Raw genomic sequence first — 23,222 nt, forward strand, 5'->3', positions numbered from 1 at the left:
TCACATTGCTGAAGTAGTTTTTCAGCGCACTTTCGAAAATCGAGCGGTCCCTGCTTTCCGTCGACTCCGGTGGAATCTCAAGTTGCCCGCCATCTGCGTTGAAATGCATTAATCGCTCTATGCGCTGTCGACCCAGGACTTCGTGGTGTCGAGTTGCGTGCGTCCGTTGGTGACGATGTTGGCCGCGTTGGTTACTTCGGCGGCCATCTGCTTGTCGAGCTCAGCGAGCTTGCCGTAGACGCCGGCATGCTGCTTGTTTGCCGCGGCGTAGGACTCGGCGCCCTTTCCTTGCCAGCCATCATTCTGGGCAGCCGATTCGACCACGCCCTTCATGCGCAGCAGCTGCGAGCTGCCGTCGTGCTGCGAGCCGTCGGTCGGGGTACCAACTCCGAAGGTTTCCCGCGCCTTGTTCCATGTCGAATAGAACCCGTCAAGCGCGCTCACGCCGGCACCTCCCCGATGGCCACAATCGACCTAGTTTATGGCCCTGCCGCAGGCGTCAGACGCACCAACTCACTCAGGCGTGAGCCTGACCTGCGGCATCGTCGGCGGCGGCGAGCATCCCGAGCTCGCGGTACCGGGCCGACACATCTCGCAACGCCGCGCCATCCCCGGCCGCCAGCGCGCGGGCGTGGTCCAACGTCAGCTGACCGAACACGCAATCCAGATCCACCCTCACCAGCGCATCGACGGCGCGGGTGTCGCCCAGCCGCACGCAATCGTGCAGAGCCCGCAGCATCACCGCGTACTGGTAACCGCGCTCAGCGGCCTTGGCGGCCTCGCGGGCCGCGGTCACCGCACCCACCGAATCCTTCCGGGCGTGGCAGGTCCAGGCTCGCGCCAGCGCCAATTCCGGCGCGAACAGCATCGACTTGAGCCCGTGCCGGGATTCCGCCCGCGACAGTGCCTTTCCGGCCTCGACCGGCATGCCGCGTTGACCGAGGGCCTGCGCCAACAGCATCCAGCCCAGTGGCCCCCAGGAGTATCCGGTCGGCGCGAGCGCGGCGGTTGCCTTGCGCAACAAGGTAATCGCCTCGTCGTGTTGACCGCGAACCAGTAGCACGTCGGCCGTCAACACCTCGCCGATCGCGCGACCGGGCTGCAGCAGTTGGGTGAAATCGGTGATGTTGCGGGCCATGTCCTGGGCCTGGTCGAGCCGGCCGGTCATCAACAACGCCGTGGTCTGGCCGAATCCGCTGGTGAACCGCAGCAGGCCGGGATGCCCCGCCGCGAGCGCCCGCCGTGCCATCGCGTCGACCTGGTTGAAAAGCCCGGTCCGCGCACAACTGAGCGCCGCCGTCGACCCGGCCCAGCCGAGCGCCGTGTCATCGGCGGCGGGGGAGGCCAGGACCTCCTGCGCGAGACCCAGTGCCCGTTGTGGCGCACCGGCATTCATCGCGAAGGTCGCCGCCAGCGCATCGAGCGTGGTCTGTGCCGCCGGCGTCGACACCCGGCGGCGGGTGGCCCTCAGGAAGGCGGTGGCGCGCTCGGGTTCCGACAGCATCCAGAACTGGTTGGCCGCCTGAGGCAGTGCCCACGCCATCAACTGGTCCTCGGGCAGGCCGGCCGGATCGATCTGCCCGAGGACGGAATCGGCCTCACGGCCGCGGCCCTGCCAGGCCAGCGCATACGCCAGGGTGAGCAGCCCCTTGAAACCGGCGCCGGACTCCGCGCCGAGTTCATCACCCGAAGCCGTCGCAGCCCGGGCCAGCCGCTCGCTCAATTCCAGGTCGCCCAGGCGAAGCGCCTCGCCGGCCGCGTCGACGAGCTCGTCCGCGGGCAGGGGGACATCACTGTCGAGTGCCAGCACCGCCATCCGCAGCCGGTCCACCACGCCGGGGCGAGGCGCCGCGGACAACCTCTCGACCAGAGCGCTGCGCAGCCGACGCAGGTCAGGCCCCCCGATCGTGGCCCGCATCGCGGTGAGAAACAACGGATGCACGCACCGCGCGACTGCCTCATCGACGCGCACGACGCCGGATCGCTGCGCCTCCTGCACAGCCTCGTCGCTGGTCAACGCCGCCAGATCGGCAAGTGGCAGCGGATCGTGGACCGCGAGTTGCCGCAGGACGGCGACGGCACCGTCGGGCAGCTCGGCGAGAAAAGCGGCCACCTGATCGGCCAGCCGGGCGTCATCGTGGCCCGGCGGTGACATCTCGACGCGACTCACCAGGCCGTCACCCCACAACGCCACGACGTCATCGGGTGCCTGTGCCGCGACGGCGGTGACGATGAGTTTGGCCGCGCCGCTCACCGCGAGTTGGTACACCAGGGCGGCCGACAACCGGTCCAGCAGATGCGCGTCGTCGACGACCAGCAACAGCTCGGACCCGAGTGCTTCACGTGCGGCCCGGAGCACATCGGCGGTCCTGCCCGTCGCCGGGATGTCGATCAAGTGCGCGACCGCCGCGAACGGAATCGCGGCGGCCGATTCGGTGCCGGTGATCCATACGACCCGCCGGAAATCGGTGGCGAGATGTTCGGCCGCGGTGCGGGCCACGGACGTCTTGCCGACACCCGCCGGGCCGAGTAGCGCTGCGCCGCAGCGCTCGTGCAGGCCGGCCTCCAAGCCGTCGAGTACGCGGTCACGCGGTGCGATCACCCAGTCGACAGCCATCCACCGAATCCTATGGGGGGCCGTGGCCGTTCAACGCCGAATCGAGGTCTGGATGCGCCGACACCGCGTCGTCCATGCCACATTCGGTGATGATTCGCCGGATGCTCGGCTGACGGATGACCAGGCGCACCGTGACTCCGTGCTGGCGACTGTCGACGCTCTGTTTGGCCAGCATGACCAGTGCCCCACAGCTCATGAATTCCAGGGACCCGGCGTCGACGACGAGCACCGAGGATTCACCAACGGCGGCGGCCGACTCGTTGAGCATGCGCTGCCAGACGGATTCGTTGTGCGCGTCGACCTGTCCGGAGACCTGAACGATGAGGCCTTCGGGTGCGGTGCGAGCCGTCCAGTGCAGCTCGTGATTTTGCTGGGTCGATTCCACGATGAAATCGAGCATAACCGTCGAAGTTTACGTTGTAAACGCGACTGATCATGATTGTGGTCAGGGGCTGCCCAGCCAGGTTTCGATGCGGTCGAGCAGGGCCTCCAACGCTTCCTCGAACTCGTCGGTGCTGTGGTCCTCGGCCAGCATCGGTTGGAGTCGTCGCAGGTTCGGGTAATCCGCCAGCGAGGTATCTGGTCGCGGCTCGTCGTCGAGGACGGCCTCGTCAGGGCTGAGCGCGACACCGCGCGCGGACACCTCCAGCAGCAACTGGCCCACCAGGAACGTGGTGTACGTGCGGTAGGCGGCCACGGCGGCGTTGTCGCTGAACCCGTAGGAGATCAGGGTCTCGAGAAACGTCTCCATCCAGCGCAGGCTGCGCAGCGGCGGCCGCACCCACGGGGCCTCCGGCGCCTCGGTCGCCACCAGCGGGAACACCTCGGGATGTTCGATGGCGATCTGACGCACGCCGTGACCGAGCCGGAGCAGGAAGTCCTGCCAACCGTCCTCCTGCCGGCGCGCGGCGAGCTGATCGGTGTAGAGGCGGTCCACGATGTGGTTGACGACGCCGGTCAGCAGGTCCCCCCGGCTGTGTACATAGCGGTAGAGCGCCATCGCCTCCACACCGCAGGCCGTGCCCAGCCGCCGCATGGTCAGTTTCGTCAGACCGTCGCGGTCGATCAGCTCGATCGCGGTGTCCAGAATGAACTCGCGGCTCAACCGTGTCGGTTGATCGACGTCGTCAGTCACCAGGTTCGCCCCTCCGCGTTCCGTTCAGTGTCCCTGCGCAGCGGGTCTGAGTCCATCACCAACCGACATCGCCCACCGGACATCGGCGGTTCACCAGCAACCTTTACCGTGTGTACGTGTCCGGTGAAACTGACCGCGAGTTTGCGGTGTGTGTCTATTGCGCTTCTGGCCCCACCCATCCCGAGCTGCTGGCCTTGGCCAGCGAGGTCGGGGTGGCGATCGCCAAGCGCGGATGGACGTTGGTCTCCGGCGGCGGCAACGTCTCGGCGATGGGCGCGGTCGCACGGGCGGCACGCTCGTGCAACGGACGCACGGTCGGCGTGATCCCCAAGGCGCTCGTGCATCGCGAACTTGCCGACGTGGACGCCGCAGAACTGGTGGTCACCGACACCATGCGGGAACGCAAGAAGGAGATGGAAGACCGCTCCGACGCATTCATCGCGCTGCCCGGTGGCATCGGCACACTGGAAGAGTTCTTCGAGGCCTGGACGGCGGGCTACCTGGGGATGCACGAGAAGCCCGTGGTGCTGCTCGATCCGTTCGGCCACTACGACGGATTGTTGAACTGGTTGCGCGGACTCGTCGACTCTGGCTATGTGAGTAGCCAGGCCCTCGACCGGCTGATCGTCGTCGACGAGGTCGCCGCAGCGCTCGACGTGTGCGCGACGCTTACATAGAACCGGCGGTAACGGCGGTTACCAGCGCGGTTATGGTGTTGGCCACACGAGAGCCATCTCGAGACCCATAACAACGCGCAGGGGGAGACCGCATGACCGACCAGAAATCGGGCACCAGGAGCAGCGTCGGCCTACTCGACCTCGCCAGCCAGGTACCCGGTCTGCTGATGGATGCGCCGGTCATCGCACGCGGCGTGCTCACCGGAATGATGGCTCGGCCCACGGCCAAGACCTCGATCGGCAAGGTGTTCCAGGAGCGGGCCGCCCAGTACGCCGACCGGGTGTTCCTCAAGTTCGGCGACGAGCGCATCACCTATCGCGAGGCCAACGAGACGGTCAACCGCTACGCGGCCGTCCTCGCCGCCAAAGGCGTCGGCCACGGCGACGTCGTCGGGGTGATGCTGCGCAACTCGCCCGACGCCGTGCTGCTGATGCTCGCGATCGTCAAGTGCGGTGCCGTCGCAGGCATGCTCAACTACCACCAGCGCGGCAAGGTGCTGGCCCACAGCTTCGGTCTGCTCCAGGCCGCGGCGGTGGTGGCCGAGTCCGATCTGGTCGAGCACGTCAACGAGTGTGGGGCCGAGCCCAACGGCCTGATCACGGTCGAGGAGCTGCGCCGGCTGGCGTCCACCGCGCCGACCACCAACCCCGCCAGCACGTCGGCCGTCCTGGCCAAGGACAAGGCCTTCTACATCTTCACCTCGGGCACCACCGGCATGCCCAAGGCCAGCGTCATGACGCACTACCGCTGGCTGCGCGCCCTGGCCGGGTTCGGCGGTCTCGGGCTGCGGCTGCACAGCGACGACACCCTGTACTGCTGCCTGCCGCTCTATCACAACAACGCCCTGACCGTCTCGGTCGGATCGGCGCTGAACTCGGGTGCCGCGCTGGCCCTGGGTAAGTCGTTCTCGGCATCCCGGTTCTGGGACGAGGTCATCGCCTACGACGCCACTGCGTTCGTCTACATCGGCGAGATCTGCGGCTACCTGCTCAACCAGCCGCCCAAGCCGACCGATCGCGCCCACAAGGTGCGGGTGATCGTCGGCAACGGGCTGCGACCGGCCATCTGGGACGAATTCACCCAGCGGTTCGGCATCCCGCGCGTCTGCGAGTTCTACGCCGCCAGCGAGGGCAACACCGCCTTCGTCAACGTCTTCAACGTCTCGAAGTCCACCGGCATCTGCCCGAGCCCCGTTGCCTTCGTCGAATACGACGCCGACAGCGGCGAACCCGCCCGCGGCGCCGACGGCCGGCTGCGCAAGGTCAAGCGTGGCGAGCCGGGGCTGATGCTGTCGAAGATCAATGCGCTGCAGCCGTTCGACGGCTACACCGACAAGGCCGCCAGCGAGAAGAAGCTGGTGCGCAACGCCTTCAAGGAAGGCGACGTCTGGTTCAACACCGGCGACCTGATGCGCTCCCAGGGGCTGGGTCACGCCGCGTTCGCCGACCGGCTCGGTGACACCTTCCGGTGGAAGGGCGAGAACGTGGCCACCACCGAGGTGGAGGCCGCGGTGGCCAGCAATCCGCTGATCGAGGAGTGCACCGTGTTCGGCGTCGAGGTGCCCGGCGCCGAAGGCCGGGCCGGGATGGCCGCGGTGCAGCTCAAGGACGGCAAGGAGTTCGACGGCAAGGCGTTGGCCGACGCGTTCTTCGGGCATCTGCCGTCCTACGCCGTGCCGTTGTTCGTCCGCGTCGTCACCGAACTGGCCCACACCTCGACGTTCAAGAGCCAGAAGGTCGACCTGCGCAAGCAGGGCTACGGATCCGACATCAAGGATCCGCTGTATGTGCTGGCGGGCAAGGAAGACGGTTACGTGCCGTTCTACCCGGAGTACGCCGACGAAGTGACGGCCGGTAAGCGGCCCAAGTAGACGGGCTCACCGCACCAGGCACTATGGAGGCGTGTTGTCGACGTTCAACGGCCAGTTCTGCGGACGCCCGGTTGCGGGCGACCGTGCGCTGATCATGGCCATCGTCAACCGGACGCCGGACTCGTTCTATGACCGCGGGGCCACCTTCAGCGACGACGCCGCCAAGGCCGCAGCGCAGCGCGTGATCGACGAGGGCGCCGACGTGATCGATGTCGGCGGGGTCAAGGCGGGCCCGGGCAGCATGGTCGACGCCGACGAGGAGATCGCCCGCGTCGTGCCGTTCATCGAATGGCTGCGCACCACCTATCCCGACCAGCTGATCAGCGTCGACACCTGGCGCGCGGCGGTGGCCAAGCAGGCCTGCGCGGCCGGGGCCGACCTGATCAACGACACCTGGGCGGGGGCGGATCCGGGACTGCCCGAGGTGGCCGCCGAATTCGGCGCCGGTCTGGTGTGCTCGCACACCGGCGGCGCGGTGCCGCGCACCCGGCCGTTCCGGGTGAACTACGGGATCACCGAACGCGGTGTCGTCGACGACGTCATCGCCGAGGTGACCGGCGCGGCCGAGCGGGCGGTAGCAACGGGAGTGCCGCGGGACCGGATCCTGATCGACCCAACCCATGATTTCGGTAAAAACACTCATCACGGTCTTAGTTTGTTGCGCCACGTAAAAGATCTTGTTAAGACCGGATGGCCAGTCCTGATGGCGCTGAGCAACAAGGATTTTGTCGGGGAGACTCTGGGTGTGGATCTGACCGAACGCCTGGAGGGCACCCTGGCAGCGACGGCACTGGCCGCCGCGGATGGTGCCGCGATGTTCCGGGTACACGAGGTCGGACCCACACGGCGCGTACTGGAGATGGTCGCGTCGATCCAGGGAGTGCGGGCACCCGCACGAACAGTGAGGGGACTGGCATGACTGCACTGCCTGAACTGTCCATTGCCGACGGCGTCGTTGGACACCGCTGGCTGACCGACCACAGCTGGAACCGGCCGAGCTGGACCATCGCCGAACTGGAGGCCGCCAAGGCCGGCCGCACGGTGTCGGTGGTGCTGCCCGCCCTCAACGAGGAAGAAACCGTCGCCTCCGTCGTGGAGACCATCACGCCACTGCTGGGCGGGCTGGTCGACGAGCTGATCGTGCTCGATTCGGGTTCCACCGACGACACCGAGATCCGTGCGGTCGCCGCCGGGGCCCGGGTGATCAGTCGCGAGGTCGCGCTGCCCGAGGTCGCGCCGCAGCCCGGCAAGGGCGAGGTGCTCTGGCGCTCCCTCGCCGCCACCACGGGCGACATCATCGCCTTCGTCGACTCCGACCTGATCGACCCCGACCCGATGTTCGTCCCCAAGCTTCTGGGCCCGCTGCTCACCGCCGACGGGGTCCACCTGGTCAAGGGGTTCTACCGGCGACCGCTCAAGGTCAGCGGCGCCGAGGACGCCAACGGCGGTGGCCGGGTCACCGAGCTGGTGGCGCGTCCGCTGCTGGCCTCGCTGCGCCCCGAGCTGAACTGCGTGCTGCAGCCGCTGGGCGGCGAATACGCGGGCACCCGCGAGCTGTTGACCTCGGTACCGTTCGCGCCCGGCTACGGCGTCGAGATCGGTCTGCTGGTCGACACCTACGACCGGCTCGGCCTGGACGCCATCGCGCAGGTGAACCTGGGCGTACGGGCGCACCGCAACCGTCCGCTGACCGAGCTGGCCTCGATGAGCCGGCAGGTCATCGCGACCCTGCTGTCGCGCTGTGGGATCGCCGATTCGGGGGTGGGGCTGACGCAGTTCTACGCCGACGGTGACGACTTCACCCCGCGGGTGTCGTCGGTCTCCCTGGCCGACCGCCCGCCCATGGTCACCCTGCGCCCGCGCTGACGGTCAATTCCGGGCGACGACGTCACCTGTTGCGGCGTCGACACTGACCTCGTGAAGAGAGTTCGCGGAGTCGATGACGTCGGCTTCCCACACCACGGTGCCGCCATCGCGGTCATCCAGATTCAACTCGGTGATCCGGCCGTCGACGGTCTTGGTGATCGCGTCCACCGCCGCGCGGTGGTCGAGCTTGGCCGCCTGGAGACGGCTCCGGTGTTTGGCGACGTCCTTGGCGTCTTCCGGTTTGGCGACTGGGCTGTTTAGGACGGTGGCACCATCCGCGGAAACCTCGGCCTCGTGCTCGATGCCATCGGGGGTGACGACCTGAACCTCCCATTGCGTGTTGTTGCGCTCGCTTTCGACCGAGATCACGGTGCTGTCGGGAACGGTGCCGCGGACCGTGTCCGCCGCGGCCAGCAGGGCGGTGTTGTCAGCGGGGGCGGCCGCGCTGGTCCGGCCCGGCTCTACCGGGCTCGAGGCGGTCGGGGATTGACCGCCCCCACAGGCGACGACTGCTGCCATCACCGTCGCGGCTCCGGCGATGCGCACGGTGCACGCCGGTGTGTTGTTGCCGAGCATGGGTTCACCTTTCGTCGGGATCAACTTGACGACTCTTGGCGGCGTATACCCACATAACCCATCAACCGGTCGGCGAGGTCGTGCCGGATCTCGTCGGTGTCGTCGTGGATAGTGGACCCTGATGGACTCGAATCCCTACGTGATTGCGCGGTGTGTGCGGTGACACTGATACTGCTGTACCTGGTGGTGCTGGTTCTGGTGGCCACGGTGCTGTTCGGTCTGGGCAGCGTCATCTTCGGCCGGGGCGAGACGCTGCCGCCGCTCCCACGCGGCACGACCGCCACGGTCCTGCCCGCCTCGGGCGTCACCGGTGCCGATGTGGATGGCCTCAAGTTCGCCCAGGTCGTCCGCGGTTACAAGACCAGCGAGGTGGACTGGGTCCTGGATCGGCTGGGCCGTGAACTGGACGCGGTCCGCGGGGAACTTGCCGCGGTACGCGCGGCTTACGGTGTGCCCGACGACTTCGACGACGACGAGGACGCCGACGACGAGGAGGTGTCGGCCACCGCAGGAGAGGTCCGCACCCCGGAGGAGCCATGACCGCGGACGGCCGCATCCGGTGTGGCTGGGCGGTGGACGCCGCGGGGGATTCCACGCTCTACCGCGACTATCACGACACGGAGTGGGGGCGGCCGCTGCGTGATTCCGGTGCCCTGTTCGAGCGGATCAGCCTTGAGGCCTTTCAGAGTGGGCTGAGCTGGTTGATCATCCTGCGTAAGCGGGAGAATTTCCGCGCCGCGTTCGACGGGTTCGACGCCGACACGGTGGCGAAGTACACCGACGACGACGTCGAGCGGTTGATGGCCGACTCCGGCATCGTGCGCAACCGGGCCAAGGTCCTCGCGACCATCGCCAACGCCAGGGCGGTCACCGAGCTCGACGTCGATTTGGCCGAGCTGCTGTGGTCGTTCGCCCCGCCGGCCCGGCCGCGGCCCGCTGACCTGGCCGAAGTGCCCGCGGTGACCCCGGAATCGACCGCCATGGCCAAGGAGCTCAAGCGCCGGGGCTTCAAGTTCGTCGGCCCCACCACGGCGTATGCGTTGATGCAGGCCACCGGGATGGTCGACGACCATATCGCGGCCTGCTGGGTGCCGGCGCAGTAATTGTTGACCGGTAAATCATGCCTTCGGTCGGTATCCGACGGGTCTTTGCACAACCACCGCTGCGGATAAGGAACAATAGGGGTAGTTCAGTAGCAGTTCAACGCCGGGTGCCGCCAACGAGTGGGCGGCTTCGGCCCCAACCTGGCCCGCTGACGCGGGTCGGCACTGTTGGAGGGAGCACTCGATGGCGGCGATGAAGCCCCGGACTGGTGACGGTCCACTGGAAGCAACCAAAGAGGGGCGAGGAATCGTTATGCGAGTACCGCTGGAAGGCGGTGGGCGCCTCGTTGTCGAACTGACTCCCGACGAGGCCGCTGCGCTGGGCGACGAACTCAAGTCCGTCACCAGCTGATCGACCTGCAAGGTGTCCGCTCAGGCGGACACCTTGCGGTATATCTCCAGGGTCTGTTCCGCGATGTGCGCCCAGGAGAACTCCGCGATGCACCGCTGGCGTCCGGCCTCGCCGTACTTACGGGCGGTTTCCGGCTCGGCCACCAGTGAGTTGACCGCGTCGGCCAGGCGCATCTCGAAGAAGCGCGGGTCCGTGGCGTCGTAGTGCACGAGCAGCCCGGTCTGGTGGTCGGCGACGACCTCGGGGATACCGCCGACGTCGGAGGCGACCACCGCCGTCGAACACGCCATCGCTTCCAGGTTCACGATGCCCAACGGCTCGTACACCGACGGGCACACGAAAACTGTTGCAGCGGAGAGTATTTCCCGAATTTTGTTGATCGGCAGCATTTCGCGTACCCAGAACACCCCGGAGCGGGCCCGCGCCAGCTCGGCCACTGCCGAGGACACCTCGGCGGCGATCTCGGGGGTGTCGGGGGCGCCCGCGCACAACACCAACTGCACTTCGGGGCTGAACCGGTGGGCGGCGGCCACCAGGTGCGCCACCCCCTTCTGGCGGGTGATGCGCCCGACGAACGCCACGATCGGGCGGCTCAGATCGACCCCGAGCTCGGCGAGCACCGAGTCGGTGTCGGCAGGCGGAGTCGGGTACCAGACGTCGGTGTCGATCCCGTTGCGCACCACGTGCACCCGGCCGGGGTCGAGCGCAGGATAGGTCCGCAGCACGTCGTCGCGCATACCGGAGCTCACTGCGATCACCGCGTCGGCGGCCTCGATGGCGGTGCGCTCCACCCATGACGACACCCGGTAGCCACCGCCCAGCTGCTCCGCCTTCCACGGGCGCAGCGGCTCAAGCGAGTGCGCGGTCAGCACGTGGGGGATGCCGTAGAGCAGCCCGGTCAGGTGCCCGGCCATCCCGGCATACCAGGTGTGCGAGTGCACCACCGTGGCCGCCGCCGCGGAGTTGACCATGTTGAGGTCCGCGGACAGCGTCGACAACGCCGCGTTGGCGCCGCGCAGCGCGGGGTCGGGTTGCGCCACGAAGGCCCCGTCTCGCGGAGCCCCCATGCAATGGACGTCGACATCGCACAGCTGACGCAACTGCGCGACGAGTTCGGTCACGTGCACCCCGGCACCGCCGTACACCTCGGGTGGATATTCCCGAGTCATCATGGACACCCGCATATCCGAGACGGTAGTAGGTCGCGGTGGGTCCAGCTACACGCCGGACACTTCTGTTGCCATTGGCTGGCCGCGTTGCTGGTTGGCGGATAGGTTTGGACGCATGAGGGAGTTGCCACATGTGCTGGGCATCGTTCTGGCCGGGGGAGAGGGCAAACGGCTGTATCCGTTGACAGCCGATCGCGCCAAGCCGGCAGTTCCCTTCGGCGGTGCCTACCGGCTGATCGACTTCGTGCTGTCGAACCTGGTGAACGCCCGATACCTACGGATCTGCGTTCTGACGCAATACAAGTCGCATTCACTGGACCGTCACATCTCGCAGAACTGGCGGCTCTCGGGCCTGGCCGGTGAGTACATCACGCCCGTGCCGGCCCAGCAGCGGCTCGGCCCGCGCTGGTACACCGGATCGGCGGATGCGATCTACCAATCGCTCAACCTGATCTACGACGAAGATCCGGACTACATCATCATCTTCGGCGCGGACCACGTGTACCGCATGGATCCCGAGCAGATGCTGCGGTTCCACATCGACAGCGGGGCCGGGGCCACCGTGGCCGGGATCCGGGTGCCGCGCGCCGAGGCCAGCGCCTTCGGCTGCATCGACGCCGACGACTCCGGGCGCATCAGGGAATTCGTCGAAAAGCCCGCGGATCCACCGGGTACGCCCGACGACCCCGAGCAGACCTTCGTGTCGATGGGCAACTACATCTTCACCACCAAGGTGCTGATCGACGCGATCCGCGCCGACGCCGACGACGACCACTCCGACCACGACATGGGCGGGGACATCATTCCCCGGCTGGTGTCCGACGGAATGGCGGCGGTCTACGACTTCAACAACAACGAGGTGCCCGGAGCCACCGAACGCGACCACGGCTACTGGCGCGACGTCGGCACCCTGGACGCGTTCTACGACGCGCACATGGACCTGGTGTCGGTGCACCCGGTGTTCAACCTCTACAACAAGCGCTGGCCGATCCGCGGCGAGTCGGAGAACCTGGCGCCCGCCAAATTCGTCAACGGCGGTTCGGCGCAGGAGTCGGTGGTCGGTGCGGGCAGCATCATTTCGGCTGCCTCGGTGCGCAATTCGGTGTTGTCCTCCAACGTGGCGATCGACGACGGCGCCATCGTGGAGGGCAGCGTGCTGATGCCGGGCGTGCGGATCGGCCGGGGCGCGGTGGTACGCCACGCCATTCTGGACAAGAACGTGGTGGTAGGTCCGGGCGAGATGGTGGGCGTCGACCTCGACAAGGACCGGGAGCGGTTCGCGATCAGCGCGGGCGGCGTGGTCGCCGTCGGCAAGGGTGTTTGGATCTGACGCGTCGCGGCGTCAGTCCGGGTTCACTCCCAGGGGTCTACCGCGGCAGGTCGCGGCGCTGCATTGGTGCGGGCGTTGGCGCCGATCTTGGCCTCGCCCCGTCGCTTGCGCCACCGCCATAGCCGGAAGGCGCCCCAGATCAGCGCGAGCAGCGCAACGAGCACCAGGATCGGCAGCAGGATCGCCACGAAGACCAGTCCGATGCTCGTGACGTCCTCGACCGTGGACAGCACGGGTGCCGCGACCCCGGCGGTGGCGACATTGGCGGCCGGTCTCACCGTCGACTTGGTCAACGAGACCACCAGTGCGGTGATCGCACCGATCGCCACCGGAATCCAATGACCGGACTGGGCGAAGGCACCCGGGTCTGCCACCGCGGCGGTCTGCGATGCGGTGCCCGACCCGAATACGATGCCTCCCGCGGTCGGGCGGACGAAGGTCTGGATGGTGTCATTGACGGAGTCGAGTGCCGGGATCTTGTCGGCGACCACCTCGACGATCAGCAGGACCGCGACGATCGCCATGACCCAGCCGTTCTCCAGCCAGGACCACCCCGCCGGCAGTGACACCAGATGGGTGAAGCGTGACAGCAGGCCCAGGGCCAGCAACGGGATGTAGGCGTTGAGCCCCGCCGCAGTGGCCAGGCCAAAGCCGGTCAACAGTTCCATTACTGCAGTATGCGGCGAACTCCGCCCGGGCCCGGGCGGTTCGCCGTTATCCGCTCTGGGCCGCGTTGCGCCAGGCCAGTGGGTTCAGTTCGCGGTAGGGGTCCTCGCGGCGGATGGTCAGCAGTTCGTCGAGGCTCTGTTCCAGCGATTCCTGGGTTTGGTGCTTGACGGTATCGACCCATGTCGCATCCGAGACCCGCGCCGGTTTGGCCGTGCCGATCGGCTCGGCGAACTGTAGGTACATGCGCTGCGGACGCGGGATCAGGGTGGGGCCGACACCGCGGACCAGCGGCATGGCCATGTCACGCTGACCGGTCAGCTTCTCGCTGACCGTCTGGCTGAGCCTGCCGAGCCAGTGGTCACGGGTCGTCACGCCCACGTAGACGTCGTCGCCGCCGACCAGCGCGACGGGGACGATGGGGTAGCCGTGTTCGATGGCGACGCGCGCGAATCCGGCGCGGCCCTCCCAGCGCAACTTGTACTGCTCGCCCTTGAACTTGCCGATCTCGCGGCCACCGCCGGGAAAGACCATGACGGGTTCGTCGTGCTCCATCAGCTCGCCGGCCCCCTCGGGGGACCCGACGACGGCCCCGCAGGCCGCCATGAGATCGGAGACGGGCCGGGGCATGTCGCCGAAGCGGCGGTCGGTGAGCGGGCGGACTCGCATCCCGATCTCGCGGCGCACCACGTACGGGATCAGCAGGGTCTCGGTGCCGAACTGGGTGTGGTTGCCCACCAACAGGAATCGGCCGTCGCGGGGCAGGTTCTCCAGGCCGTCCACATAGGGCCGGTAGAGATTGACCAGGGGGTCGACGCCGTCGGCGACGGCTTCCACCGCCCGGCGCAGGGTTTGGACGTGGCTGGGTTGATTCATGATCTCGTCGATCTTGGTGACTGACATGGGCTGTGCTCCTCGTGGCGCTGTTGACTCCGATCCTACCGAACGAACTAGTTCGTCTGTTAAGATATTCCTGTGAGAAGCACGACGGAACTGCGGGACGAGATCCTGGCTGCCGCGCGGGCCGAGTTCGCCCGGTACGGCTTGGCCGGTGCCCGGGTCGACCGCATCGCCCGTACGGCGCACGCCAGCAAGGAACGGCTGTACGCACACTTCGGGGACAAGGAAACCCTGTTCCGCGAGGTGTTCGCCGCCGACGCGGCCGAGTTCTTCCGGTCGGTCACCCTGCGATCGGACGCGGTCCCCGAATTCGTCGGCGAGATCTACGACCTGGCCTGCCGCCGGCCCGAACATCTGCGCATGATCACCTGGGCCCAACTCGAGGGGTTCAGTCTCGATGAACCCGAGACCGGCGGGCCCCCTGCGCATGCTCAAGCCGTCGCCGCGATCGAAGCGGCCCAGGCCGGCGGTCACGTCGACCCGGCCTGGCACCCGAGCGATCTGATCGCGATGCTGTTCGGGATCGGCCTGGCCTGGGCTCACCTGCCGCATCCCGACGTGGCCACCGACGATCCGGCCGTCCTGGCCGCGCGCCGGGCGGCGGCCGTCGAAGCCGCCGCCCGCGTCGTGGCTCACCAGACGTAGGGCAACAGCCGGTAGCGGACCTTCCGGGCGTACTCGTCGTAGCCGTCGAGTTCGGTGTGCAGCATCGTCTCCTCGTCGACGATGCGCACCGTCAGCAGCGCCAGCCCGGGGATGACGAGCAGCAGCGCCCAGTACGAGCCGAGGGCCGGCGGTACGCCGACCATCATGATCACATTGCCGATGTACATCGGATGCCGGACGAGCCCGTACAGCCCGGTGGACACCACCGCTTGGCCGGCCTCCACCCTGACGTTGGCGGCCGCATAGCGGTTCTGGATGACTACGAGCATCGCGATGCCAAGCCCGGTTGCCACCAAGACATTTCCGAGCACCGACACGACCGCGGGTACGGCCGACCACCCGAACCGGTGGTCCAGCGCACTGGTCACGATCATGACCGCGAGCAACAGGAATGCCATCGCGCTCGCGAACTTCTGCACCGGCCGGGTCTCGGCGGCCGGCCCGGCCTGCATCCGGCGCCGTAGTGCCGCTGGATCGCGTAGCGCGAGGTAGATGCTCGGCAACAACGAGAAGGCGGAGAACACGGCGATGAACGCCCAGCCGCGCCAGTAGTCGAACGTCCCGGCCGGCGCGAAGACAAGGGTCATGAACACCGCGAGGCCGATGACGGAGGACATGGCGGCCTGCAGACCGACCTTCATATCGCTGCGCTCACCACAGGTAGGGCAACAGCCGATAGCGGACCTTCTGGGTGTACTCGTCGTAGCCGTCGAGTTCGGCGCGCAGCATCTTCTCCTCGTCGGTGATGCGCACTCCGAACACCGGTATCGAGACGATGGACACCAGCAGGGCCCAATAGGACCCCAGCGCCAGCGGGGTGCCGAACATCATCAACACCGCGCCGAAGTACATCGGGTGACGCACCAGGCCGTAGAGACCCGTCGATACGAGTTGCTGTTCGTCCTCTACCTGAATGCTGGCGCCGGCGAAGCTGTTCTGGAAGACCACCGTCTGCGCCAGGATGAGTCCGACGGCGACCAGGACGTTGCCGAGGACGACCACTGCGGTCGGCACGCTGGACCAGCCGAACCGGTGATCGAGGGCACTGAGGACGAACGCCGCGATGGCCGAGCCGGTGACTGCCCAGATGACGATCTTCTGCACGATGCGCGTTTCCGCGGTCGGCCCGCCGTGCAGGCGCCGTTGCAAGGCTGCGGGGTCCCTGACTGCCAGGTACATGCTCGGCACCACGGTGGTGGCCATGAACACGGCGATGAAAACCCAGGCCTGCCAATAGTGGAACGTGCCCGCCGGCCAGAACAGCGTCGCGGCGAAGAACACCAGGCCGAGCACGCCCGATGCGATTGTCTGAAGTGCGAGTTTCATCGTCTGACTCCTGTTCGGGTTCACACCGCGTCGCGGTTGCGATAGATCCAGCCCGCAACGGCCGCCAAAGCCGTTGCGGCGACGAGCATCACCACCAGCGCCATGGCGGGGAACTGGCTCGGCACGGTGGTCTGTCCCACCGGGGACAGCTCGATCAGCCAGCGCGGCAGGCGCAGCAGCGCTCCGAGGTACAACGCGGTGATCACGAATGTGACTGCCAGCCAGGCGATCCACGGCGCGCGCAGCGCCACGGCCAGCGCCGCGATCGCGGCCACCACGGCGAGTGCGGGCAGATAGGCGAGCGCGGCCAGGGTGAGGCGGGCGACCGTACCCGGTTCTCCCAACGTCAGTCCGGCGCCCAGCCCGTTGCCCAGCCCGGCGCAGAACATCAGGACGGCCGCTCCCGCCAGCGCGCAGCAGACCGCGCCCAACAGCCAGCGCCGGCGCGACACCGCACCGGCCAGTATCGGCTCACCCAGCCCGTTCTGCTCGTCGGTATACACCCGCAGCACCGACGATGCGACGTAGGCGGTGGCCGCTGCGGCGAGGAACTGGGTCATGGTGGTGTAGATGCCGTCGTTGCCGGTCGCGGAGAGCAACCGGGCGATCAACTCGTTGGTCTTGGCCGCATCCAGCAGCGCCTTGGTCATGGAGCCGAAAACCAGCCCGGCCATGAACAATCCGACCGCCCAGCCGATCGTCTGGCCGCGTTGCAGCGTGAGGTGCAGTCGCAGCGGGCCGGTGATGGTGGGGGCGTCGGGCTTCTCGCCCGCGGATGCGATGGTGCCCGCGTCGTATTGGCGACGACGCTCCAGCACCGCGGCCACGGCCATCAATGCGACGGCCAGGACGACCAACAAGCCGAACGGCCACCAGCGCAGGTCGGTGAACGGCCGCATCTGCTGTGCCCAGGCGATCGGGGAGAACCAGCTCAGGACGCTGCCCGAGTTGTCGATCACGTCACCGGCCCCGCGCACCAGTGCGGCCAGCGCCAGCGTCGCCATCGCCGCGCCCGACGCCGTGCGGGCCTGCCGCCAGAGCTGTGCGGTCACCGCGGCGACGGCGCCGAACACCATGGCCACCCCGGTGATGCCCAGGCACATCGCGGCGGTGTCGACGACTGCGAAACCCGTGGAGGCCATGGCCAGGGTCATGGTGAGCGCGAGGACGGCGTTGAGGCCGCCGACCAGGATCAGGGCCGCGGCGGTCCGTGCGTAGCGGCCCACCACCGAGGAGAGCACCAGTTCGGCGCTGCCGTTCTCCTCCTCGGCCCGGGTATGACGAATCACGGTGAGAATCGCCAGGATCGAGGTCGCGATGGTCAGCGTGAGTGTCAGCTCGTTGGCCATCATCACGCCGAGGTCGGTCTCATTGACGCCGAACATGGGTCCGCCGAGCATCATCCCGGCCGGCGTCTTGAGCAGGTTGACCCTGGCCAGTCTCTGCTCTTCACCCGGGTAGGCCAACCGAATTGCATTGGGGGCGTACACCATCATCAACGTCAGCACCGCCAGCCACACGCTGAGGCGTACCCGGTCACGGCGCAGTGCCAGCCGCAACAGCGTCGCGGTACCGGTGAACGGTGAGGTGGCCGCGCGCGCAGGGGCCGGCGGCCGGGCCACGGCGGTTGCCGTTGTCATCGGGTCGCCCCCTGGTACTCGCGCAGGAACATGTCCTCCAGAGAGGCCGGCGCGACGGTCAGATCCGCGATGCCCAGATCTGTGAGGTGCTCGAGGGCGAACTCGAGGTCGTTGCGGTCCACCGAGAAGCTCACCGCCCCGTCGTGACTGGTGAAGTCGTGAACGTAGGGCGTGTTCTGCAGTGCCCGGCCGTCGGAGCGGGTGCGCGCGATGACCTTGGTGCGCATCAGGTGCCGCAATTCGGCCAGCGTCCCGGACCGCACCGTGCGTCCGGATCGGATGATCGTCACGTTGTCGCAGAGCTTCTCGACTTCGGCCAGGATGTGGCTGGACAGCAGGACCGCGGCGCCGTGGCCGGCCACCTCGGTGACGCATTGCTGAAATGCCTTTTCCATCAACGGATCCAGCCCCGAGGTCGGCTCGTCGAGAATATAGAGCTCGGAATGACAGCTGAACGCCGCGACGATGGCGACCTTCTGCCGGTTGCCCTTGGAGTAGGTGCGGGCCTTCTTGTGCGGGTCCAGTTCGAACCGTTCGATCAGTTCGTCGCGGCGCCGGACGTCGACGCCGTTTCCCCGGAGCCGGCACAAGAAGTCGATGGCCTGCATCCCGGTCAGGTTGGGCCACAAAGTGACATCGCCGGGAACGTAGGCGATGCGGCGGTGCAGCGCGACGGCGTCGCGCCACGGGTCGCCGCCCAGGAGTCGCACGGTGCCCCCGTCGGCGCGCAGCAGACCCAGCAGCACCCGGATCGTGGTGGACTTGCCTGCGCCGTTGGGTCCGAGAAAGCCGGTGACGTCGCCGGGGGATACGGTCAGGTTCAACCCGTCGAGCGCCTTGGTGCGCCCGAAAGATTTTGACAGTCCGCGGATTTCGACGGAGTTCTTCACGCTGGCTCCTTGGTATCGGTGTTGGGATCGGAACTGAACGGAATGCCTTGTTCGCGTTGATGCAGGAAGGCGTCGTACATGGTCGAGTCGGTCATGAGGCCCTCGGAGTAGAGCTCAAGGGCGGGCAGCATCATGTCTTCGCCGTAGTCGCGCAGCACCCGGCGCAGATCCGTCGGGTCGTCATGCATCTGCAGGTACAGCAGGAACCCGCCGCCACTGCAGATCGCCATGAACCGCGCCCGGGCCCGCGGGTCACGGCTGGGTTTGAGCAACCCGGTGCGGACGCCTTCTTCCAGGTACCCCTCGGCGTTGTCGACCATGGTGCGCCAGAACGTCTTCGCCAGATCGCTGCCGGACTGCATGCTGCGGACCAGATAGGCCATCAACGGCGCGTAGGACTCGATCTCGGCCATCTGGGCCAGCCAGGTCGCGGGATCAGTGCTCTGCAGGGACTCGGTCTTGGCCTCGCGCACCACCTCGGCCACATAGGCATCGCACGCCTTGCGCAGGCCTTCCTTGGAACCGAAGTGGTGGATCACCAGGGCGGCGCTGACGCCTGCGGCCTCGGCGATGGTGCGTAGCCCCACGCTGAATCCGTGTTGCCCGAACTGCTCGATCGCTGCGTCGCGAATCCGGGCCATCGCTGTTCGATCATCGACTGAACGCATGTTCAATACGCTAAACATGCGTTCAGTGCGCGGTCAAGGGGGTGGCGCGTCAGGAATCCGTAAAGAAAAAAATCGGCCCCGCCCCGCAGGCGAGGGGTGAGGCCGGAAGGGGCGGGAAAGTCAGTCGCGAGCGGCGGCCAGCAGGCCATCACCCAACGGGATCAGCACCGGGGTGAGACGCTCGTCCTCGGCGATGAGCCGGGCCGCTTCACGCACGGCGCTGACCTCCGCGTCGTTGGCCGAGGCGTCGCCGGCCCGGCCGCCCAGCGCGGCCCGGTGCAGCACGATCGCACCGCCGGAACGCAGAAGGCGTACTCCTTCGGCCACGAACTGCGGCTGGTCGATCGGTTCGGCGTCGATGAACACCAGGTCGTAGGACTCGTCGGCCAGGCGGGTCAGTACCTCCTGGGCGCGCCCGCTGATCAGGCGGGTCCGCCCCGGGCCGACGCCGGCCTCGGTGAAACCCTGCTTGGCGATGCGTTGGTGCTCGGGTTCGACGTCGATCGTGGTCAGCACGCCGTCGTCGCTCATGCCGGACAACAGCCACAGCCCGCTGACGCCGGCCCCGGTGCCCACCTCGACCACCGCCCGGCCGCCGGTGAGCCGCGCGAGGACGCTCAGCAGCGCTCCTACCGCCGGCGTGACCGCACCCGCGCCGAGTTCTTCGGCCCGCTCACGGGCAGCCGCGACGATCTCGTCCTCGGAGATCGACCGTTCGGCATGCGTCACGATCGCCTCTGCGCGACCGGGGTTGGAGCTGACCATGCCCGCAGCGTAGGCCAGACCTCGTAGGCGCTGTCGCGACACGCCCGTGCGTGGCGGTTATCACCACCGGAAATTCGCTGGTTCCGGCAGGTAACCGGACGTATCGTCGGCATTCTCAGGGAAAGTTCAGATTGCTCATATCTCTGCCTCACCGGGATCAGGAACGGTATGCGCATGGAACACGGCGCCCGCTGGCGCACTGCCCAGCACAACCAGGACAGCAATCGGAATAACGAAGTGATCAGTCGTGTTGAGCTGAGTGAAATCTGTGATCAGGAGGATCCGACGAGCGCGAACGCTGTTACCTCGAACCCTGCCCCCCAGGCGGCCCCGGTGACCATGGCACATCTGGAACAGTTCACCACCGGTGAATGGGTCGAGCCGTCCGAGGAATTGACCGGTACCGCGGTATTCGACGCCACCGGCGATCAGGCCGCCATGCCGTCATGGGACGAGCTGGTGCGCCAGCACGCGGACCGCGTCTACCGGCTGGCTTATCGCCTCTCGGGTAACCAGCACGATGCCGAGGACCTGACGCAGGAGACCTTCATCCGGGTGTTCCGCTCGGTGCAGAACTACCAGCCGGGAACCTTCGAGGGGTGGTTGCACCGCATCACCACCAACTTGTTCCTGGACATGGTCCGTCGCCGTGGCCGCATCCGCATGGAAGCGCTGCCCGAGGATTACGACCGGGTGCCGGCCGACGACCCGAACCCCGAGCAGATCTACCACGACTCGCGGCTGGGAGCCGATCTCCAGGCCGCCCTGGACTCGCTGGCCCCGGAGTTCCGCGCCGCGGTGGTCCTGTGCGACATCGAGGGTCTGTCCTACGAAGAAATCGGCGCCACGCTGGGCGTGAAGCTCGGCACCGTGCGCAGCCGCATTCACCGCGGTCGGCAGGCGTTGCGCGAGTACCTGGCGAAGCACTCGCCGGAAACCGCCAAATCCGCCTAGCGGTGGTTGGTGTTCAGCGCGCCCGGTCGCGCTACATTCGGGTCAGGACATTTGGTCGTGGCGAGAGGAGCTGGGCGATGGTCGACCCGGGACACGTGTTCCGTCGGGCATTCTCCTGGTTGCCTGCGCAGTTCGCCTCGCAGAGCGACGCGCCCGTCGGCGCGCCTCGGCAGTTCCGCTCCACCGAGCATCTCTCGACCGAGGCCATCGCAGCCTTCGTCGATGGTGAGCTGCGGATGAGCGCTCATCTGCGCGCAGCGCATCACCTGTCGCTGTGCCCGGACTGCGCGGCCGAGGTCGACGCCCAGGGCCAGGCCCGGGCCGCATTGCGGGACTCCTGTCCGATAGCCATTCCGAATTCCCTGTTGGGGCTGTTGTCGCAGATACCGCACCACAGTCCGCAGCCTTCGGCCGAGGTCGGTGACCAGCCTCCGTTAGCTGACGACCCGACGCGGAGCCGGCGCAAGCGCCGGTAGGCTTGACCCCAAGGCGATCAGTGACCGGCGTCGGCCTATCTGGCTGGGGCGGGCGCTCTGACAGAGAGTGATACACCGGTGACCAACCAGGACCAGTCCGACGAGAGCGGCCGTCTGGAACCGCGCCCTGTCGATCGGCCACCTGTCGACCAATTGTCGCAGCGCACATTCGGCCGGCCCGCCGGTGTCGACGGCTCGTTCCTCGGTGCTGAGAAGTATCAGGACCAGGGCGAATACGCCCCGAAAGACCAACCGCCCGATCCCGTTCTCGCCGAGGCCTTCGGCCGTCCCGGGGGCGCGGGCGACTCACTGCAGCGCCACCCCACCGACGCCGGTGCGCTGGAGGACGAGAAGAACTCCGGCGACGACGATTTCGACGATCCCTGGCGCGATCCGGGCGCCATCCCGGCGCTGGGCACGCCCGCGCAGGCACCGGCCGCACCGGTGATCGTGGCGGCCCCGATCGGCAAGCTGGGCGCCCGCGAGGTGCTTTTCGGCGGCCGGGTGTCGTGGCCGTCGCTGGCCATCCTGTTCATCGTCGCCGGATTGATCGCTTTCATCGGCGGCTGGGTCGGGCAGAAGACGGCAGGCACCGTGCAGGCGTTCACCACCTCCAAGGTGACGCTGGAGACCGGTGACCTCCCCTCGCCGGACGCCGGGCGGTTCGCCACGGTCGCCTCGGCGGTCGAGGACTCGGTGGTGACCATCGAGGCCAAGAGCAAGACCGAGGGCTCACAGGGCTCCGGCGTCGTCGTCGACGGCAAGGGCTACATCGTCACCAACAACCACGTGATCTCCGACGCCGCGAGCAAGCCGGCCGACTACCAGATCACCGTCGTCTTCAACGACGGCAAGGAAGTACCGGCCAACCTGGTGGGCCGTGACCCCAAGACCGATCTCGCGGTGCTCAAGGTCGACAACGTCGACAACCTCGTCGTGGCGCGGATGGGTGACTCCGAGAAGGTGCGTGTCGGCGAGGAAGTCATCGCGGCCGGCGCCCCGTTGGGGCTGCGCAGCACGGTCACCCACGGCATCATCAGCGCGCTGCACCGGCCCGTGCCGCTGTCGGGTGAAGGTTCCGACACCGACACCGTGATCGACGGCCTCCAGACCGATGCCTCGATCAACCACGGCAACTCCGGTGGCCCGCTGATCAACATGTCCTCCGAGGTGATCGGGATCAACACGGCCGGAAAGTCCTTGTCGGACAGCGCCAGTGGCCTCGGTTTCGCGATCCCGGTCAACGAGGTCAAGCAGGTTGTCGAGAACCTGATCAAGGACGGCAAGGTCGCGCACCCGACGTTGTTGCTCAGCGCCGTCACGGTGAGCAACAGCGTGGCCTCGGGTGCTCAGGTCCGCAACGTCAACGCCGGTGGCCCTGCCGACAAGGCCGGCATCCTGGAGAACGACGTCGTGGTCAAGGTGGGGGACCGCAAGGTCGCCGACGCCGATGAGATGGTGGTCGCGGTCCGTCAGCTCAAGATCGGGCAGGAAGCCCCGATCGAGGTGCTTCGCGACGGTCGGCCCATGACATTCATGGTCACGCCGATCGGCGACGATCAAAAAGCGCAGTAG

The 23,222-nt window shown here is 67.4% G+C and carries 26 protein-coding genes; 12 read left to right on the forward strand and 14 right to left on the reverse strand.

Features of this window, described 5'->3' with window-relative positions:
• Window positions 1–117: 117 nt before the first annotated feature.
• From ACNQVK_RS12870 to ACNQVK_RS12885, 4 genes are all read right to left on the reverse strand, one after another.
• The gene (locus tag ACNQVK_RS12870; protein WP_418029822.1) at window positions 118–444 is read right to left on the reverse strand and encodes an EspA/EspE family type VII secretion system effector; all 327 of its coding nucleotides are present in this window, start codon (window positions 442–444) and stop codon (window positions 118–120) included.
• A gap of 73 nt (window positions 445–517) precedes the next feature.
• A complete protein-coding gene (locus ACNQVK_RS12875; RefSeq protein ID WP_418029823.1) occupies window positions 518–2,617 on the reverse strand; it encodes an AAA family ATPase in 2,100 nt (699 codons plus the stop codon).
• A 10-nt stretch (window positions 2,618–2,627) separates the two neighbouring features.
• Window positions 2,628–3,017, reverse strand: a complete 390-nt coding sequence (locus ACNQVK_RS12880; protein WP_418029824.1) for an STAS domain-containing protein — start codon at window positions 3,015–3,017, stop codon at window positions 2,628–2,630.
• 45 nt (window positions 3,018–3,062) lie between these two features.
• Window positions 3,063–3,752, reverse strand: a complete 690-nt coding sequence (locus ACNQVK_RS12885; protein WP_418029825.1) for a TetR/AcrR family transcriptional regulator — start codon at window positions 3,750–3,752, stop codon at window positions 3,063–3,065.
• Between the two features lie 116 nt (window positions 3,753–3,868).
• Here ACNQVK_RS12885 and ACNQVK_RS12890 point away from each other — a divergent pair, with 116 nt between their 5' ends.
• From ACNQVK_RS12890 to ACNQVK_RS12905, 4 genes are all read left to right on the forward strand, one after another.
• Window positions 3,869–4,429, forward strand: coding sequence for a TIGR00730 family Rossman fold protein (locus ACNQVK_RS12890; protein WP_090428988.1), 561 nt, complete (start codon window positions 3,869–3,871; stop codon window positions 4,427–4,429).
• Between the two features lie 92 nt (window positions 4,430–4,521).
• Window positions 4,522–6,300 (forward strand): long-chain-acyl-CoA synthetase FadD6, encoded by a 1,779-nt coding sequence (gene fadD6, locus ACNQVK_RS12895; protein WP_418029826.1) that lies wholly within the window; start codon window positions 4,522–4,524, stop codon window positions 6,298–6,300.
• A gap of 94 nt (window positions 6,301–6,394) precedes the next feature.
• The gene (gene folP, locus ACNQVK_RS12900) at window positions 6,395–7,219 is read left to right on the forward strand and encodes a dihydropteroate synthase (protein WP_418034149.1); all 825 of its coding nucleotides are present in this window, start codon (window positions 6,395–6,397) and stop codon (window positions 7,217–7,219) included.
• A complete protein-coding gene (locus ACNQVK_RS12905; protein ID WP_044519800.1) occupies window positions 7,216–8,166 on the forward strand; it encodes a glucosyl-3-phosphoglycerate synthase in 951 nt (316 codons plus the stop codon). Before folP ends, ACNQVK_RS12905 begins: the two co-directional genes overlap by 4 nt.
• Before the next feature lie 3 nt (window positions 8,167–8,169).
• Here ACNQVK_RS12905 and ACNQVK_RS12910 read toward each other — a convergent pair whose 3' ends face one another.
• On the reverse strand, window positions 8,170–8,742 hold the full coding sequence (locus ACNQVK_RS12910) for a PepSY domain-containing protein (RefSeq protein WP_418029827.1): 573 nt from the start codon (window positions 8,740–8,742) through the stop codon (window positions 8,170–8,172).
• 159 nt (window positions 8,743–8,901) lie between these two features.
• Here ACNQVK_RS12910 and ACNQVK_RS12915 point away from each other — a divergent pair, with 159 nt between their 5' ends.
• The 3 genes from ACNQVK_RS12915 to ACNQVK_RS12925 all read left to right on the forward strand — a co-directional run bounded on the left by ACNQVK_RS12915 (window position 8,902) and on the right by ACNQVK_RS12925 (window position 10,197).
• Window positions 8,902–9,282 (forward strand): DivIVA domain-containing protein, encoded by a 381-nt coding sequence (locus ACNQVK_RS12915; protein WP_276127570.1) that lies wholly within the window; start codon window positions 8,902–8,904, stop codon window positions 9,280–9,282.
• Window positions 9,279–9,845, forward strand: a complete 567-nt coding sequence (locus ACNQVK_RS12920; RefSeq protein WP_418029828.1) for a DNA-3-methyladenine glycosylase I — start codon at window positions 9,279–9,281, stop codon at window positions 9,843–9,845. Before ACNQVK_RS12915 ends, ACNQVK_RS12920 begins: the two co-directional genes overlap by 4 nt.
• A gap of 184 nt (window positions 9,846–10,029) precedes the next feature.
• Window positions 10,030–10,197: a DUF3117 domain-containing protein gene (locus tag ACNQVK_RS12925; protein WP_011211259.1), complete on the forward strand. Its 168-nt coding sequence runs from the start codon at window positions 10,030–10,032 to the stop codon at window positions 10,195–10,197.
• A gap of 20 nt (window positions 10,198–10,217) precedes the next feature.
• Here the strand turns inward: ACNQVK_RS12925 and glgA are convergent, their stop codons facing one another.
• Window positions 10,218–11,381 carry a glycogen synthase gene (gene glgA, locus ACNQVK_RS12930; protein WP_418029829.1) on the reverse strand — a complete coding sequence of 388 codons (1,164 nt, stop codon included), beginning with the start codon at window positions 11,379–11,381 and terminating at the stop codon, window positions 10,218–10,220.
• A 100-nt stretch (window positions 11,382–11,481) separates the two neighbouring features.
• Between glgA and glgC the strand changes: the two genes are divergently transcribed.
• The gene (glgC, locus tag ACNQVK_RS12935) at window positions 11,482–12,696 is read left to right on the forward strand and encodes a glucose-1-phosphate adenylyltransferase (RefSeq protein ID WP_044519796.1); all 1,215 of its coding nucleotides are present in this window, start codon (window positions 11,482–11,484) and stop codon (window positions 12,694–12,696) included.
• 23 nt (window positions 12,697–12,719) lie between these two features.
• On the opposite strand, the gene ACNQVK_RS12940 is transcribed toward glgC, so the two are convergent.
• Both ACNQVK_RS12940 and ACNQVK_RS12945 read right to left on the reverse strand, forming a co-directional pair.
• On the reverse strand, window positions 12,720–13,364 hold the full coding sequence (locus ACNQVK_RS12940) for a DUF4126 domain-containing protein (protein WP_418029830.1): 645 nt from the start codon (window positions 13,362–13,364) through the stop codon (window positions 12,720–12,722).
• 46 nt (window positions 13,365–13,410) lie between these two features.
• A complete protein-coding gene (locus ACNQVK_RS12945; RefSeq protein WP_418029831.1) occupies window positions 13,411–14,265 on the reverse strand; it encodes a lysophospholipid acyltransferase family protein in 855 nt (284 codons plus the stop codon).
• A 72-nt stretch (window positions 14,266–14,337) separates the two neighbouring features.
• Between ACNQVK_RS12945 and ACNQVK_RS12950 the strand changes: the two genes are divergently transcribed.
• Window positions 14,338–14,907, forward strand: a complete 570-nt coding sequence (locus ACNQVK_RS12950) for a TetR family transcriptional regulator (protein WP_418029832.1) — start codon at window positions 14,338–14,340, stop codon at window positions 14,905–14,907.
• On the opposite strand, the gene ACNQVK_RS12955 is transcribed toward ACNQVK_RS12950, so the two are convergent.
• From ACNQVK_RS12955 to ACNQVK_RS12980, 6 genes are all read right to left on the reverse strand, one after another.
• Window positions 14,895–15,569 (reverse strand): methyltransferase family protein, encoded by a 675-nt coding sequence (locus tag ACNQVK_RS12955; protein WP_418029833.1) that lies wholly within the window; start codon window positions 15,567–15,569, stop codon window positions 14,895–14,897. The genes ACNQVK_RS12950 and ACNQVK_RS12955 overlap by 13 nt on opposite strands.
• Before the next feature lie 10 nt (window positions 15,570–15,579).
• Entirely contained in the window at window positions 15,580–16,254 is a 675-nt protein-coding gene (locus ACNQVK_RS12960; protein WP_418029834.1) for a methyltransferase family protein, read from the reverse strand.
• 20 nt (window positions 16,255–16,274) lie between these two features.
• Window positions 16,275–17,894 (reverse strand): ABC transporter permease, encoded by a 1,620-nt coding sequence (locus ACNQVK_RS12965; RefSeq protein WP_418029835.1) that lies wholly within the window; start codon window positions 17,892–17,894, stop codon window positions 16,275–16,277.
• Window positions 17,891–18,784: an ATP-binding cassette domain-containing protein gene (locus tag ACNQVK_RS12970; RefSeq protein ID WP_418029836.1), complete on the reverse strand. Its 894-nt coding sequence runs from the start codon at window positions 18,782–18,784 to the stop codon at window positions 17,891–17,893. Before ACNQVK_RS12970 ends, ACNQVK_RS12965 begins: the two co-directional genes overlap by 4 nt.
• Window positions 18,781–19,452, reverse strand: coding sequence for a TetR family transcriptional regulator (locus tag ACNQVK_RS12975; RefSeq protein ID WP_418029837.1), 672 nt, complete (start codon window positions 19,450–19,452; stop codon window positions 18,781–18,783). Before ACNQVK_RS12975 ends, ACNQVK_RS12970 begins: the two co-directional genes overlap by 4 nt.
• A 120-nt stretch (window positions 19,453–19,572) precedes the next feature.
• Window positions 19,573–20,217, reverse strand: coding sequence for an O-methyltransferase (locus ACNQVK_RS12980; protein WP_044519787.1), 645 nt, complete (start codon window positions 20,215–20,217; stop codon window positions 19,573–19,575).
• Between the two features lie 174 nt (window positions 20,218–20,391).
• On the opposite strand from ACNQVK_RS12980, the gene sigE reads away from it, so the two are divergent.
• The 3 genes from sigE (at window position 20,392) to ACNQVK_RS12995 (ending at window position 23,222) form a co-directional block, all read left to right on the forward strand.
• Window positions 20,392–21,171 (forward strand): RNA polymerase sigma factor SigE, encoded by a 780-nt coding sequence (gene sigE, locus ACNQVK_RS12985; protein WP_418034150.1) that lies wholly within the window; start codon window positions 20,392–20,394, stop codon window positions 21,169–21,171.
• Between the two features lie 77 nt (window positions 21,172–21,248).
• Window positions 21,249–21,647 (forward strand): anti-sigma E factor RseA, encoded by a 399-nt coding sequence (gene rseA / locus ACNQVK_RS12990; RefSeq protein ID WP_276127558.1) that lies wholly within the window; start codon window positions 21,249–21,251, stop codon window positions 21,645–21,647.
• Between the two features lie 78 nt (window positions 21,648–21,725).
• Window positions 21,726–23,222, forward strand: a complete 1,497-nt coding sequence (locus ACNQVK_RS12995; protein WP_168441786.1) for a S1C family serine protease — start codon at window positions 21,726–21,728, stop codon at window positions 23,220–23,222.

This window comes from Mycobacterium sp. 134 (assembly GCF_048282715.1).
In the GTDB taxonomy this organism is placed as follows: Bacteria; Actinomycetota; Actinomycetes; order Mycobacteriales; family Mycobacteriaceae; genus Mycobacterium; species Mycobacterium septicum.

Coding starts and splice junctions, on each gene's coding strand:
- ACNQVK_RS12875 (WP_418029823.1), bottom strand. CDS start 2,617: ATGGCTGTCGACTGGGTGATCGCACCGCGTGACCGCGTACTCGACGGC.
- ACNQVK_RS12880 (WP_418029824.1), bottom strand. CDS start 3,017: ATGCTCGATTTCATCGTGGAATCGACCCAGCAAAATCACGAGCTGCAC.
- fadD6 (WP_418029826.1), top strand. CDS start 4,522: ATGACCGACCAGAAATCGGGCACCAGGAGCAGCGTCGGCCTACTCGAC.
- folP (WP_418034149.1), top strand. CDS start 6,395: ATGGCCATCGTCAACCGGACGCCGGACTCGTTCTATGACCGCGGGGCC.
- ACNQVK_RS12905 (WP_044519800.1), top strand. CDS start 7,216: ATGACTGCACTGCCTGAACTGTCCATTGCCGACGGCGTCGTTGGACAC.
- ACNQVK_RS12910 (WP_418029827.1), bottom strand. CDS start 8,742: ATGCTCGGCAACAACACACCGGCGTGCACCGTGCGCATCGCCGGAGCC.
- ACNQVK_RS12920 (WP_418029828.1), top strand. CDS start 9,279: ATGACCGCGGACGGCCGCATCCGGTGTGGCTGGGCGGTGGACGCCGCG.
- ACNQVK_RS12925 (WP_011211259.1), top strand. CDS start 10,030: ATGGCGGCGATGAAGCCCCGGACTGGTGACGGTCCACTGGAAGCAACC.
- glgA (WP_418029829.1), bottom strand. CDS start 11,381: ATGCGGGTGTCCATGATGACTCGGGAATATCCACCCGAGGTGTACGGC.
- glgC (WP_044519796.1), top strand. CDS start 11,482: ATGAGGGAGTTGCCACATGTGCTGGGCATCGTTCTGGCCGGGGGAGAG.
- ACNQVK_RS12940 (WP_418029830.1), bottom strand. CDS start 13,364: ATGGAACTGTTGACCGGCTTTGGCCTGGCCACTGCGGCGGGGCTCAAC.
- ACNQVK_RS12945 (WP_418029831.1), bottom strand. CDS start 14,265: ATGTCAGTCACCAAGATCGACGAGATCATGAATCAACCCAGCCACGTC.
- ACNQVK_RS12955 (WP_418029833.1), bottom strand. CDS start 15,569: ATGAAGGTCGGTCTGCAGGCCGCCATGTCCTCCGTCATCGGCCTCGCG.
- ACNQVK_RS12960 (WP_418029834.1), bottom strand. CDS start 16,254: ATGAAACTCGCACTTCAGACAATCGCATCGGGCGTGCTCGGCCTGGTG.
- ACNQVK_RS12965 (WP_418029835.1), bottom strand. CDS start 17,894: ATGACAACGGCAACCGCCGTGGCCCGGCCGCCGGCCCCTGCGCGCGCG.
- ACNQVK_RS12975 (WP_418029837.1), bottom strand. CDS start 19,452: ATGCGTTCAGTCGATGATCGAACAGCGATGGCCCGGATTCGCGACGCA.
- ACNQVK_RS12980 (WP_044519787.1), bottom strand. CDS start 20,217: ATGGTCAGCTCCAACCCCGGTCGCGCAGAGGCGATCGTGACGCATGCC.
- sigE (WP_418034150.1), top strand. CDS start 20,392: ATGGAACACGGCGCCCGCTGGCGCACTGCCCAGCACAACCAGGACAGC.
- rseA (WP_276127558.1), top strand. CDS start 21,249: ATGGTCGACCCGGGACACGTGTTCCGTCGGGCATTCTCCTGGTTGCCT.